We start from the raw sequence: 14,184 nt of genomic DNA, 5'->3' as shown, positions 1-14,184 counted from the left end.
TATCAAACTTACGGCTAATTTTTAAGCCATAAAACAAAATGTAAGTAAGACGGAACACTATGGCAATTATTATTGGGATTGATCCAGGTTCACGCATGACCGGCTATGGCATCCTTCAACAAACGGGCGATAAGCTCACCTATATTGATTCAGGCACCATTCGTACAGATACCAAAGAGATGCCTGAACGCCTAAAACGTATTTTTAATGGCTTGACGCGTATTACTCAGCATCATCTAAAATATGCAGATGAGCCTATTTATACGGCAATTGAACAAGTATTTATGGCAGAAAACCCTGATTCAGCACTTAAGCTTGGGCAAGCACGTGGCGCAGCCATTGCAGCGATGGTAGCACTGGATTTGGAAGTCTCAGAATATACGGCACGCCAAATCAAACAAGCCGTTTGCGGCTATGGCGCAGCAGCAAAAGAGCAAGTACAAGAGATGGTGTGCCGGATACTGACTCTGGATTTTGTACCACAACAAGATGCGGCAGACGGTCTTGCCTGCGCCATCTGTCATGCGCATTCAAGCCATTCAATGAACAAATTGATATTAAATAGTGCCATGCGCGGGCGCGGTGCTTCTAAGAAAAAGGGACGCTGGCGTTTAACTGAAGAAGACTTAGGTAATTTGCGTTAAAAAGCTCATTAAATAAGGACAAAAAACACGCACCTTTTCGGACGCGTGTTTTTTATGACTTATCTAATACCACTATTGAACATCGGTAGTTAATTATAACCAATCAGCCCTACTCTACGACTGAGCTTTCAATAACAGCGTCCAGTACATAGGCATACTCTTCACCTTCTGATACCTTATCGCTGTCTAATTGGTAACGTTGCAGGCGTAGCACTTCATCATGCTTACCATCATGCTCATAGCCGTCAATCTCACCATTAAATGCAGACCACTTGCCTTCACTGACTTTAATACCTTGATCATTATAAGTAACCGGTTTCACTTGCAAACACATCTCTAAGCTATTATCAGAGCACACTGTTTCATTAGCATTTACGGCCCAAAATACAGTCTCACCTTTACTATTGTACTTGGCTTGTGACGTCAACCTACCTTTCCAAGTCAAAGTGACCGCATTGCTGGTCACTTGCGTTAGGACTGGGTTATCACCCTCAGTGACACTTAGCTCACTAGTACCCTGCATCAAGGTATCTAAACGATTTTCTGCCTTATTTAGATTTTCGCATAGCATTTTGGTACTCATGCTGTCTTCTGTCGTTAACGTATGACCTTTCAACTCATAACCTGCACTCATAGTGTTACAGCCTACACCATAATTCAGGGTGTTATGACCTTGGTTTTGTTTAAACGACAGCATTACTTGGTTCTTAATATCTACAAGCGTCGTTATGACAGGTCCACCACTTTTATCATCGATATCAAGTAGTGTCCAACGATAACGCGCAAGATTTTCAATCATTTGTTCTTCAGCACTCATCTCGCTTGCCTTAGCTAACGTGGCATTATTATTCACTATATCAGCATCTGCAGTGCTAACATTGGTATCAGCTGACTCGAGATTTGCATCCGTTGGAACAGAAGCATCTTGGCAAGCACTTAATGCCAGACTTATCGCTAGCATACTTGGCAATAGGGCGGATTTAAAAGATAGTGTCATGAAGATCATACCTTGCAGTTATACTTTTTAATTCAACTTTTTGACCCATTTAATCTACAAAATCTGACTGTCACAATTATAAGACAGATATCAGTCGAATTATTCAAAGGGCTTTTAAAAAGATGCTTATAAAAGGGTAATAATCTGACCACTATAGCGCTCATAAGTGATATAGGTGTAACGAAGTGTTTAATTTTATAGATTCATAGTAAATTTCACATATATGCTTATCTTATTTTTAATGTTAACCATAGTAAAACAGCTCTGCGTCGTTAGGAATTATCCTCGTTACACAAAGCTGTTGCTGCTTATCATTACATTTTTAAAAAATTTATTACTTTAATCTTCTTCATGAACAGGTTTGGCTTTTGCCATGTTTTTGATGCTAAAACGCTCGTTCATCATTTGGTAAAAACGGGCAAGATTGTCGCCTTGTTCATTGGGATTGACTTGAAGGACTTTGCCAAAATCTAAACCCAAATACAGCACAATATCAGCAAAGCTCAGCTGGTCACCGACCAGATACTCATGACCCTCCAACAGGGTTTCAAAATATGCCAATGCTTTGACAGCACGTGCGATAGATGGCGCGACAAACTCTGGTACTTGCTCAATACGCTGGGCTTTTGATGGGTGGCTATGCTGAAAGGCGAGCATAAAGTTATATAGTACCTCAAATTCGGCGATACGGCGCATAGAGCATACTTGCGCACGCTGTACCACATCATTGCCCATCACTGAGCGCTCACCATAAACACGGTCGAGATATTCGCACACTGCCTGCGAGTCATTGAGTACAGTACCATCATCTAATGTCAAAACAGGTACGGTTTGCATGGGATTTATTTTGGTAAATGCCTCTGACATTTGCTCGTTGGCAGCAAAATCGATATCAATCACATCGAGGTCATCCATATCATCAATATCGATACCTTTTGATGCTAGCAAAATAAGTGCTTTCCGTGGATTAGGTGCTGTACGGGTGACATATAATTTTTTCATAAAAACTCCTTGTAAGGTGGGCTTAAAAGCGACTTAGCGCTGCTATACTTTATTATGATTGTTGTGTCATCAAGTATCAAATGCTCTATTAACTCAAGTATTAACGATAACGATTCATCTCTAAATCATGCATACTTGATTTACTAGTTATAGCGTACTCTGTTCATCATAGCAAAGCCTTATTTAGATGATGCTTCTGATGTTAAGCTGAATAACAGAAAGCCCCACAATTTTGCATTATGGGGCTTTTTAAATCATCTCTTCATCAAGCTCACATGCTCCAACTTATTATTTATTAGGTGCAGGAGTGGTACGTAAATACGGCTTAATTTCTGTGTGACCTTTTGGATATTTGGCAGCGATATCTTCGTTTTTAACACTTGGCGGAATAATAACGTCATCACCATCCTTCCAGTCTACTGGCGTTGCGATGTTGTATTCATCAGACAATTGCAGTGCGTCAATCACGCGAAGGATCTCGTCAAAGTTACGACCACAGCTAGCAGGATAGGTCAGCGTTAGTCGAATCTTTTTGCTTGGGTCAATAATAAAGACGCTACGTACGGTATGCGTGCTGTCTGCATTTGGATGCATCATGTCATACAGCTCAGCCACTTCTTTATTAGGATCAGCGATGATTGGGAAGTTCAGTTCAGTACCTTGAGTTTCACCAATATCTTTTGCCCAGGCATGATGGTCATCGATACCGTCAACAGAGATACAAATTGGCTTCACGCCGCGCTTTTGAAATTCGCCATTTAGCGCAGCAGCACGACCAAGCTCAGTGGTACATACTGGGGTAAAATCGGCTGGATGTGAGAAGAAAACGACCCAATTATCACCCGCCCATTCATGAAAATTGATTTCACCATCGGTGGTGGTTGCATCAAAATTTGGTGCGGTATCGCCTAAACGTAAATGTGCCATGCTTGATTCCTTATTTATGATTGTGACGAGCGCTATTATCGAATGCTATCTACGCGCTCTCTTATTATCAACGACATACTCAGCGGTTAAAATATCTACCAAGCATCTCAACAAAAAAACTGACTTTATCTTAACAAACTGGTTATGAATGTCTTGTGACGGATTGTAATGCGGTTATTCCTTTTATTACTAACACGAATGTAGCAAAATTATTCTTTGAAAACAAAGTAATGAGCTAAAAAGTGAGAAGTTAAGTAGACTTTTATATCACCATCCCTGAATCCCACAGACAAAACTCACCAAACTTTCCACGCTTACTCGTACCACCTGCGGCACGCCCAGCATCTGTTAATAACAACTCACCTTCTTGCTCTTGCAAATATCCCGCTGTCAGTAATTTATCGTTTAATTCTTGGGTTTTAAAGCCCAGCTCTTTGGCAAGCTTTGCCGTCGTTAACTTAGAATAATTAGGTGTTGCTATTTCTGTAGGTTTAGCAGAATTAGTTTCAGTAGGGACTTGAGAAGCACTCTCAGAACTAAGGTTTTTATCAACACTATTACTAGGCTCAATTATTTTTTCAAGTGACATTCTGACTTCATCACTGATACGAATGATGCGCTGGGCTTCTTCATAAGTATCGGCATAGAGTTTGGCATCTTCATTACGGTAAATCAGCACGCCCATTTCATTATTATTTACTTGGCTAAATTCATAAAGGTTTAAGCTCGTAATAATGCACTCATTTTCGTTCAGGTAACACTTTGCATGCAAGTTTTTACAAAAGCTGGTGCGAATAAAAGTCAGATTTTTGAGCCAGTTTATTTCTTCAGGGTGCAAATCATTTTTACCATAAACGATACGGATATCAATTTTGAGACGATTACGATCTTCTAACAGCTCTTTAATACGCTCATTCAGCTTTAGATAGGGGCTAATAATAATCAATCTATCAGACGCATTTTTAATCAACTCTTCTAAATGATAAGTTGTACCACTGCTGTTTAAAAATTTTGCCATTTCAATACCCTCACCATCTATGATTAAAATTTATACTTATTCACAAAAAATCCCATCCCTAGCGTACTAGAAATGGGCAACATTGCAAACTACTATTGTTCAGTATTTTCTTACAATAAATATGAACTGCGCTAATGATAAATTAAGCGGGTTTATAACTATCACGTAAGCTGACGATTTGGTTAAAGACAGGCTTATCACTCCTATGATCTTCGCTATCAGAGATAAAGTAACCTTCACGCTCAAACTGGAAGCGCGTGCCAGCGTCTGCATTGACCAATGATGGCTCAACCACAGCATTTAGCTCAGTCAATGAGTTAGGGTTCAAGGCTTGATGGACGTCAGCGACGCCACTTGGGTCTTCAACACTAAATAGCTGCTCATACATGCGCACCGTTGCTGGAACGCCTTGGCTAGCCGATACCCAATGAATCACGCCTTTAACCTTACGACCTTCAGGATTGTTGCCCAAAGTCGCCGGATCAATCGTTGCTTTAAGCTCAATCACGTTACCGCTATCATCTAAAATATGCTCCGTCACGGCCAATACATAGGTATTACGCAGACGAATCTCATTCTTCTCTGGTGATAAACGCTTATAACCTGCTGGCGGCTCAATTTCATAATCGCCTTGGTCAATATAAATGCTCTCAGTAAATGGAATTTCACGTTCACCCATATCGACATTGGGATGATTGGGCTGAGTTAACCATAAAGTCTGCGAGGCATCGTCAAAACGAGCTTGAACGGTGTCAGCCTTTTGCGACTCCCAACTGCTAACCGCATCGCTAAAGTTGGTAATGGTCACTTTTAATGGTTTGAGTACTGCCATGCCACGTGCAGTCGTTGTCTCTAGTGACTGACGAATACTAAATTCTAATAAGCGAAAGTCAACGACGCTGTCTACTTTGGTCACGCCAACACGCTCACAGAAATCACGTAAGCCTTCTGGTGTATAGCCACGGCGACGCATGCCAGCAATCGTCGGCATACGTGGATCGTCCCAACCGCTAACGATATTTTCATCAACCAACTGCTTTAATTTGCGCTTACTGGTCAATGTATGGTCGACATTTAGACGAGAGAACTCATACTGATGCGGCGGTTGCTCAAAGCCAACTTTTTCTATTGCCCAGTCATAAAATGGACGATGGTCTTCAAACTCTAACGTACATAATGAATGGGTAATGCCTTCGAGCGCATCAGATAATGGATGAGCAAAGTCATACATCGGATAAATGCACCATTTATCCCCCGTTTGGTGATGTGCTTGATGCATAATGCGATAGATAACAGGATCACGTAGGTTCATATTAGGGCTTGCCATATCAATCTTGGCACGTAGCACTGCTTTACCTTCAGCATATTTGCCCTTTTTCATATCATCAAAGAGTTGCAAATTTTCTTCAACACTGGCATTACGATGTGGCGACGCTGTCCCTGCTTCATTAAATGAGCCACGATTTTCTTTAATTTGCTCAGGCAATTGCAAATCTACATAAGCATCGCCTTGCTTGATCAGCTGAATCGCCCAAGCATGAAGTTGGTCGAAATATCCTGAGGCATGGTACGCCTCTCCTGCCCACTCAAACCCCAACCATTTCACATCATTCTCAATGTTATCGATGAAGTCTTGCTTTTCTGCGGTTGGGTTGGTGTCATCAAAGCGCAGGTTGCAGATACCGCCAAACTCCTCAGCCACACCAAAGTTTAGACAGATGGATTTAACATGACCTAAATGCAAGTAACCATTGGGCTCAGGTGGGAAACGAGTGACAATCTGTTGGTATCTTTGCGCATTAACATCATCACGAATAATATTACGAATAAAGTCGTTTTTGTGTTCGTCTTTTTGTGCATTATTGCTTGAGTGCTCACTCATCGGGCATTGCTCCTAACGCAAATGGTCAATTCATGCGACGTGCCATCACGCCTCATGGAAAATTCAAAATATTTGATAAAGTAAAACGATATCGTAAAACAAGCCTCAGCCATTAAATTTAAGCCAATTTACAAAAATTTGGGTTATAAAAACAGTGTGTTATAAACACCAAGCTATGATGACTTTTTGTCAAAATCGTTTAGAAATGGGTAAAGTTGCGTTATTCTATCAGCTTTTGCAAACGCATTAACAGCCTGATACATGACACGGGATAAAAAAGCCGTTAGACTAGCCATAAATTTTTATCCACCAACTTTTTATCCACCACTTAACAGCGTCATTTTAGGCGCTGCAATAAAGAGGAATATCCCATGGTAGACATGCCACCAGTAGTAGAACTTGACACCAGTATGGGTGCGATCGTTATCGAACTCAATGAAGAAAAAGCACCAAAAACCGTTGAAAACTTTTTAAACTACGTAAAATCTGGTCATTATGATGGCACGATTTTCCATCGCATCATTGACGGCTTTATGATTCAAGGCGGTGGAATGGACGCTGACATGAATGAAAAAGCCACCAACAAGCCAGTAGAAAACGAAGCAGACAACGGTCTAAAGAACGACGCTGGCACGATTGCTATGGCGCGTACGCAAGATCCACATTCAGCGACTAGCCAATTTTTTGTCAACGTAAAAGACAACGATTTCTTAAACCATTCTGGCAAAAACATGCAAGGTTGGGGTTATACCGTATTTGGTAAAGTAACAAGCGGTATGGACGTCATCGAAAAAATGCGTGGCGTCCCAACTGGTCGTTTCGGTATGCATGCTGATGTACCAAAAGAGCCAGTGGTTATCAATTCAGCCACCATCATCACTCAGTAATCATTCTTCAATAGTTATATACTTAGTAGCGATGAATCAGTGAAAGCTTATGAGTCGTTACTGTTTAAAGTTATGAGGATAAGGATAAATGCAAAGTTTCAGCCACCTAATTACCACCCGCCCTCATGAGGTGCGACAAGTATTGATTAGCGATTTGCATTTATCGCCTGAAGAGCCTGCCTTAGTGCAGGCTTTTTTGGCGCTGCTTGATGATTGTTTAGCCTTGCCAGACCTTAAGTGCTTATTTATTTTGGGCGATTGGTTTGAGATATGGATTGGTGATGATGCTTATTTATCACTAGCGGAAGATGAACGTCAAACTCATTGGTTAACCCCTCTTATCGTTAAGTTAAAAAGACTGCGTGTCGCTGGCTGCGAGATTTTGGTCATGCATGGCAACCGTGACTTTTTGTTAGGTCAGCCATTTTGCAATCTATTCGGTGGTGAGCTGATTTGTGAGCCATATACCTTAACGGTTGGACAGCAAAACTATCGCTTAGAGCATGGCGACGCATTGTGCGTTCATGATAAAAAGTATCAATTTTTTCGTAAAGTAATGCGTAATCGTTTGACGCAGTGGTATTTGCTTAATAAATCGTTAGAGAAACGCTTGGCAATCGCCGATAAAATGCGGCAAAAAAGTCAGCAGAATAACGCCAATAAAGCGGCGCATATCATGGATGTTAATGAAGCAGCAGTGAATAAAGCTATTTATCGCTTTGACGCCCTACTACATGGTCATACCCATCGTCCTGAAATCCACCAAAGTAATGAGGGTAAAACTCGCTATGTCCTTGGTGATTGGCGACTGTTAAATAAGGACAAGCGCCAGCAAAAAGTGAGTGCCGTGATTGGTGCGATTACAACAAGCGTAGATGAAGGTATTATGGCTGATAGTGCAGAGTTTAACTTATTTGAATTTACCATTACTATTTAAATACCTGAACATCAAAACTGCTGCTGTTATTCTTATACAATGAAAAACTCCGTTATAAAACGGAGTTTTTTTATTTATTAACATCATTATTTTTAAACAACCTTTGAAAACAACGATTATCCAAAAATAGTGATTTCAACCTATCTCACCACCCCGCCAACGAAGACGCGCTACGCTGAGTAATAAAACCATCTGGCGTTTGACCGTTGGCTGCTTGCCAGCGCTGGAACGCATTGCGAGTATTGGTACCTACGATACCATCAGAGCCTTTTGTATCGTAGCCTGAGCTTGTCAAACGCTGTTGTAAATTGCGTACTTGCGACGTTGATAACGGACGCTCATAACGTGGCCATGACTTTTGTAAACCGCCTTGTCCAATCAGCGCTTTACCCAGTAAGCTGACACCAAGGGCATAGCTTGATGAATTGTTATAGACTTTTATGACATCAAAATTTGGACTGAGAAGCAGTACTGGACCATCTTTACCCGCTGGCAGCCACAATTCCATTTGAGTGTTACCATCCAAGGACACATCGGCTATGGTATCGACGCCCATTGACGCCCATCTAGCAGCAGGCTGCTTAGTACCAACCAGTGTGTAATCAAATGACGATGGAATTGTTGCTTCATAAAACGGCGCTAAACCACGTACCCAACCTGAATTGCTCAGATAATTAGCAGTAGACGCCAAGGCGTCGCCCGTCGACCATGGATTGCGATGTCCATTACCATCACCGTCAACGCCATGTTTAAGCCACGTATCAGGGATAAACTGCGTCTGCCCCATACCGCCTGCCCAAGAGCCATCGAGCTGTGACCAAGACACATCGCCGCGCTGTAATAGTGTCGCTAATGATAATAGCTGAGTTTCGGCAAATTCTTGACGGCGCCCATCATAAGCAAGGCTGGCTAGCGAGCTTGGAATACTACTATTACCCGTTACTACGCCGTATGACGACTCCATGCCCCAAATCGCTGCAATGATTTCTGCATTGACGCCATATTGCGACTGTAACTGCGATAAATACGTGCGTTGCTCAGCGAACTTACGCTTACCAGTACTGACGCGACCATCTGATACCGCAGAATCGACATACTCCCATGGCATTTTTGAAAACTCTGGCTGTCCTGAATCAAGCGAGATGACTTGTTGATTTAAATAAGCAGAATCGAGCAGACGACGAACCGTAGCAGCATCATGACCTGATGAAATGGCACGCATAGAAAAATCAGACTTCCAATCAGAAAAACTATTGTAGCTTGGCTTTGCGGGTGTTGGTTTAATGACCGGTGCTGGAGTCGGCTTCACTTGAATGGTTTGAGTCTGGGTAATTTGCACATTACCTTGACGAACTGGCTTATTAGGTTGCTGCATTGCCTGCTGACTGGTACAACCAACCATTACTAAGGCAGGGAAAAAGGCAAGGTAGTGTTTATTTAATCGCATAAGAGGTCTCAAGTATCCGTAAGTAAAGTGCAATGTGGCTTAGATAATTCCATTTAATCGCCAAACAATAAGAAATTTAACGCCCTAGTACCGCTCGTGGATCGATAGGGTTGCCATTTAAGCGTACTTGAAATTCCAAACCCACTTGATTGGTCTGACCACTATTACCCATATTTGCGATACGTTGACCACGCTGAACGCTATCGCCCTCTTTCACTAACAGCTGACTATTATGTGCATAAGCAGTGATATAGTTGTCACTATGACGAATCATAATCAAGTTGCCATACTCTGGCAGACCGTTACCCGAATAAAGAACCGTACCTGATTGACTTGCTTGCACTGGATCACCTACGTTACCAGCAAACCACATGCCCATCGTACTAGATGCTGCATCGAAGTTACGGGTTATTTGGTTGCGAGTCGGATACTCATAGCCTGACGTTGCATTGGCAGTCACTTCATAGACGGGAGGTTGTGAATAGTTGGGCGTGCTGGTTACATGCGGTGTATAGGTTGGCTGTGTAGGGGCAGAGTTATTGTTCGAAGCATTGTAGCGATTACTATTATTGGCACTTGCCGGCTCACCTTGCCATAGTTTGAGCCACTGACCACTATAAATGGTGTATTTACTGTCTAAGCCATTCAGTGAACCAATTTGACGGTAATTGAGATTATAGCGCGCCGCCACTTGACTGACCGTATCGCCGCGCTGCACACGATGATAGCTAGGAACCCCTTGATTATTGGTAATAATCTTCGGTCCTGCTTGGTTGGCTGATTGGTAAGTGGGTTTCGTAGCGCAACCTACCATCGTTACCGTGGCAGCAGCCATAGTGCCCAGCAATGCCACTGTGATAAATCGCGATCCAGCAATAAGCTTTTTCATACAAGATTTCCTATTCTTTATGTTACTTACAAACTCCTTGTGTGACTCACAAGCATTTTGCTAACTGTTATACCGTTTAAGTGTTTAGCTATCTTAGCTGCCATCATCAATATTCGATTCATCTTACAGCATTAACGCTGATAGCATATCGAGTGTGGCGACTGGCGTATGGTGCAAACGTACAGGCGATAGACTGATGTAACCTGCGGCAACCGCTTGATCATCAGTCATAGTAGTACCTGACGAATCATGATCCGTATTATCTGCCAATATATCCTGACGCTTGCGTAGTGATAACCAATATGCATCTCGCCCACGTGGATCTACCACATGGTGGACAGGACGCGCTATCTTCTTATGCCCCAAAGCTGTCATTTTGCGACCGTTAATCTCATCAGCATTACTCACATCAGGAATATTAACGTTTAATACGTGATAGGGCAAATTTTTGCAAATATCCAATATTGGCGTATCTCTCAATAATTTCACAATCTCACTTGCTGCCATTTGATAATGACGCTCACATTCCTGCTCACTGCTTTTTGCCCCACCGCCTACCAATGAGGTCGCAATAGCGGGTATGCCAAATAACTGAGCGGTTAATGCCGCCCCAAAAGTGCCTGAAAACAAAACGTCTTGACCAAGATTGGCACCTGAATTGATCCCCGTAATCACACAATCAAAATCTGTGTCAGAATATATTTCGTTTAATGCCAGATAGATACAGTCAGCTGGTGTGCCATTGACAGCAATAAAACCAGAAGGCAATTGATGCGTATATAAGGGTGTGGTGATACTTAAGGCACTGGCGCAGCCACTTTGCTCACTATTTGGCGCAACCACCATGACCTCGGCAATAGTAGATAATGCCTCATATAGTGCCAGCAAACCTGGTGCATAAGCCCCATCGTCATTGCTCATTAAAATCTTCATATTTACTCAATCTATTTATGGATGACCGTTCATCCACTTATCTATGTTATTCACGTAAAGTTGCTATAATCATCGCTATTGGCACTAAGGTCATTCTACTTAAAAGCATAACAATCAAAGCTATATCAGTTGTTTATACTGCTCATCTATGTCTGTTTGCATAGTAAATAGCTATGATTATTTCGGGCGATTATACCCTAATAGACTATTGAGACGAACCCACTCTTTATACATAATTTGCATAATAACTTAGTTTATTGAATGATTTGCCCAGAGCAAGACTCTTATTTTTCATCATTAGAAACCTGCGCTGAGGTTACAGTAGGCTACAACCCACAACATTTACAACTTATACTTTTATGTTGAGGTAACTTACCGGTTTATAATACGGCTATGTTGCTGGAGAACTAATTTAGCTCACAATATCTCTACACATAAACCAATATTTTATGTGACATTTGTTTTTTTACCCATTAACATAGCACCATTAAATAAAGATAAGCGAGTGTGATACTGAATGAAAAATCAATCGATATTATCTATGACTTCTGTATTGGCAAGAAGTGCCTCAAAAGTCGGGCTAGCAGCATTGATAACATCTATTGCGATGCTGTCTCAAGCCACAAATGCTGCACCCAACTCTGCGACGACCATACCTTTAGATTTATCTGGTATCAATATCACAAAACATGAAATTGCGGTTATGCAAGTGCTGTCAGAGATATGCCCGCCGATGCTAAATGGTAAGCAAAAGCAACGTTTTTATAAGTCTTATAATGTGCAGCTTCACGAGTTGATGCCATCATTAGAAGACCCAAAAGCAGCTATCCAGTACTTATCTACTCAGCAAGATTATCGTCAAATTCTGCAAGGTATTCGTAGCTGGACGATGGGATTTTCTAAGCAAGACAATAAAGCATTGTGTGAAGATTTAGCGAATGCTGAATATCAGTAGTAGCCCTTTATTGATACGCTATGTTATCGAAATACGTTTTTAAGCCATATTAAGAGGTTAAAGAGGTAAAGATCGTCATAATTAACGATAACAATCTACTTTCTTATCTCTTTAATATCTGTATAAAGTGGTCAAATAAGTATTATATAAGCCAGTGCTGAGTGTTTATTTAGATGACTCGCTACAAAAAGCTTGCTGCCATCCCTATTATTTAATAAGGATAGCAGCAAGCTTTTTTATGAGTGAAGTTTATAAAATTATTCACTCTATTTTTAATAACGTCTTATTTTATTGTATTTATCGTTTCCCCATCGGGCGGCATTTTGCTAAGATAAGGCGTTAATTTTATGTCCGTTGCTTTAGTCTCCTCTACTCTCAAAAAATCCATGGTTTAACCTGAGATTTGACATAGTCTGTCAAAGATTGTGTAAAGGTAGTGGCGTTGGGGACAAGCGACAGATACATTTGGTTTTATGATGCGGTGTAACAATCTATGACAGTAAAGCGTGTGAAAAAACAGCTGGTGCAGCTGGTAGTGGGTGTCAGTATTTCTATGGGTGCAGTGATGGCAAGTGCAGCCATACAGCCGCCTGAGATGGCAAATACTGCGTATGTATTAATGGACTATAACACGGGTGAAATTTTGGCACAGAAAAATGCCAATCAAGCCTTGCCGCCAGCATCTTTGACCAAAATGATGACCAGTTACATCATTGAACAGCGCTTAGCTTCAGGCGACCTCAAAGAAACCGATCAGGTATTGATGAGTCCAAGTGCTTGGTGCCGCGGCAGTAGTAGCCAGTCGTGCATGTATGTACCGGTAAATAAGAGCGCAAGTGTCATCGATATGCTACGCGGTATTATTATCCAATCAGGTAATGACGCCTCAAAAGCAATGGCTGAGCATATTGCTGGTAGCGAAGTATCGTTTGCTATCTTGATGAATGAGCAAGCGCAAAAGATTGGTATGAAGAATACCCATTTCGTCAACTCTACTGGTATGCCTGATGAGGGTCACCAAGCATCTGCTCTAGATTTGGCCAAGCTATCACGCGCCATTATCAAAAACAGCGGCGATTACTACAGCATTTATTCAGAAAAAGAGTTTACCTATAACGGTATTACTCAAGGTAATCGTAATGCCCTACTGGCTACCGACCCTACTGTTGATGGTCTAAAAACAGGACATACGGATGCAGCTGGGTATTGCTTAGCAGCCTCGAGCAACCGTGAAGGTATGCGCCTAATCTCTGTCATTATGGGCACTGAAAGTCAGCAAGCACGTGCTGATCAGTCGCGTGAATTGCTCAATTGGGGTTTTGGTCACTTCACAACGGTTACTCAAGCACCTGCTGGGCAGTTTGTCAGCAAAGTTCCTGTCTGGTTTGGTGAAGCAAAAGAGATAGAAGTAGCGACTGGTGATAATTTGCAGATTTTGACTACTAAGACTCAAAAGAATAAAATCACTACTGTGGTCGATATTCCTGAAAGCTTAGAAGCGCCTATCAAAAAGGGTCAAGAAATCGGTAAAATGATGGCTGTGATAGATGGCAAAGCAGTAGCTTCTGTGCCTGTCATTGCGACAAGCGATATTGAGCAATCAGGCTTTATGAGCCGTATCTGGCAACGCTTTTCTCGTTGGACCCAGAACTTATTTTAAGCACAA

13 protein-coding genes are annotated in these 14,184 nt (G+C 41.7%); 5 read left to right on the top strand and 8 right to left on the bottom strand.

What is annotated here, in order from left to right:
• The first annotated feature begins 59 nt into the window (after positions 1-59).
• Positions 60-644: a crossover junction endodeoxyribonuclease RuvC gene (gene ruvC / locus FQ083_RS10730; RefSeq protein ID WP_011513021.1), complete on the top strand. Its 585-nt coding sequence runs from the start codon at positions 60-62 to the stop codon at positions 642-644.
• 109 nt (positions 645-753) lie between these two features.
• On the opposite strand, the gene FQ083_RS10725 is transcribed toward ruvC, so the two are convergent.
• From FQ083_RS10725 to FQ083_RS10705, 5 genes are all read right to left on the bottom strand, one after another.
• Positions 754-1,641: an META domain-containing protein gene (locus FQ083_RS10725; protein WP_149409846.1), complete on the bottom strand. Its 888-nt coding sequence runs from the start codon at positions 1,639-1,641 to the stop codon at positions 754-756.
• Between the two features lie 339 nt (positions 1,642-1,980).
• The gene (locus FQ083_RS10720) at positions 1,981-2,643 is read right to left on the bottom strand and encodes a glutathione S-transferase family protein (RefSeq protein ID WP_149409845.1); all 663 of its coding nucleotides are present in this window, start codon (positions 2,641-2,643) and stop codon (positions 1,981-1,983) included.
• A 288-nt stretch (positions 2,644-2,931) separates the two neighbouring features.
• Entirely contained in the window at positions 2,932-3,570 is a 639-nt protein-coding gene (locus FQ083_RS10715; protein ID WP_149409844.1) for a peroxiredoxin, read from the bottom strand.
• 262 nt (positions 3,571-3,832) lie between these two features.
• Complete coding sequence (locus FQ083_RS10710) at positions 3,833-4,588, bottom strand: phospholipase D family protein (RefSeq protein ID WP_149409843.1); 756 nt, start codon at positions 4,586-4,588, stop codon at positions 3,833-3,835.
• Positions 4,589-4,730: 142 nt separating this feature from the next.
• On the bottom strand, positions 4,731-6,470 hold the full coding sequence (locus tag FQ083_RS10705) for a glutamine--tRNA ligase/YqeY domain fusion protein (protein ID WP_149409842.1): 1,740 nt from the start codon (positions 6,468-6,470) through the stop codon (positions 4,731-4,733).
• Between the two features lie 371 nt (positions 6,471-6,841).
• Here FQ083_RS10705 and FQ083_RS10700 point away from each other — a divergent pair, with 371 nt between their 5' ends.
• Together FQ083_RS10700 and FQ083_RS10695 are read left to right on the top strand one after the other, a co-directional pair.
• On the top strand, positions 6,842-7,357 hold the full coding sequence (locus tag FQ083_RS10700; RefSeq protein WP_020442935.1) for a peptidylprolyl isomerase: 516 nt from the start codon (positions 6,842-6,844) through the stop codon (positions 7,355-7,357).
• A gap of 88 nt (positions 7,358-7,445) precedes the next feature.
• Positions 7,446-8,294, top strand: coding sequence for a UDP-2,3-diacylglucosamine diphosphatase (locus FQ083_RS10695; RefSeq protein WP_149409841.1), 849 nt, complete (start codon positions 7,446-7,448; stop codon positions 8,292-8,294).
• A gap of 145 nt (positions 8,295-8,439) precedes the next feature.
• Here the strand turns inward: FQ083_RS10695 and FQ083_RS10690 are convergent, their stop codons facing one another.
• From FQ083_RS10690 to surE, 3 genes are all read right to left on the bottom strand, one after another.
• Entirely contained in the window at positions 8,440-9,741 is a 1,302-nt protein-coding gene (locus FQ083_RS10690; RefSeq protein ID WP_011513012.1) for a lytic murein transglycosylase, read from the bottom strand.
• Between the two features lie 76 nt (positions 9,742-9,817).
• Positions 9,818-10,630: a M23 family metallopeptidase gene (locus FQ083_RS10685; protein ID WP_149409840.1), complete on the bottom strand. Its 813-nt coding sequence runs from the start codon at positions 10,628-10,630 to the stop codon at positions 9,818-9,820.
• A gap of 123 nt (positions 10,631-10,753) precedes the next feature.
• Positions 10,754-11,563, bottom strand: coding sequence for a 5'/3'-nucleotidase SurE (gene surE, locus FQ083_RS10680; RefSeq protein ID WP_149409839.1), 810 nt, complete (start codon positions 11,561-11,563; stop codon positions 10,754-10,756).
• A 517-nt stretch (positions 11,564-12,080) separates the two neighbouring features.
• Here surE and FQ083_RS10675 point away from each other — a divergent pair.
• Both FQ083_RS10675 and FQ083_RS10670 read left to right on the top strand, forming a co-directional pair.
• Positions 12,081-12,518, top strand: a complete 438-nt coding sequence (locus FQ083_RS10675; protein WP_011513009.1) for an MCR_0457 family protein — start codon at positions 12,081-12,083, stop codon at positions 12,516-12,518.
• 493 nt (positions 12,519-13,011) lie between these two features.
• Positions 13,012-14,178 carry a D-alanyl-D-alanine carboxypeptidase family protein gene (locus FQ083_RS10670; RefSeq protein ID WP_149409838.1) on the top strand — a complete coding sequence of 389 codons (1,167 nt, stop codon included), beginning with the start codon at positions 13,012-13,014 and terminating at the stop codon, positions 14,176-14,178.
• The last annotated feature ends 6 nt before the right edge of the window (positions 14,179-14,184 follow it).

It is taken from the genome of Psychrobacter sp. ANT_H59, from assembly GCF_008369225.1.
GTDB classification, from domain to species: Bacteria; Pseudomonadota; Gammaproteobacteria; order Pseudomonadales; family Moraxellaceae; genus Psychrobacter; species Psychrobacter cryohalolentis.
This window is presented reverse-complemented; position numbering and strand designations above follow the sequence as displayed.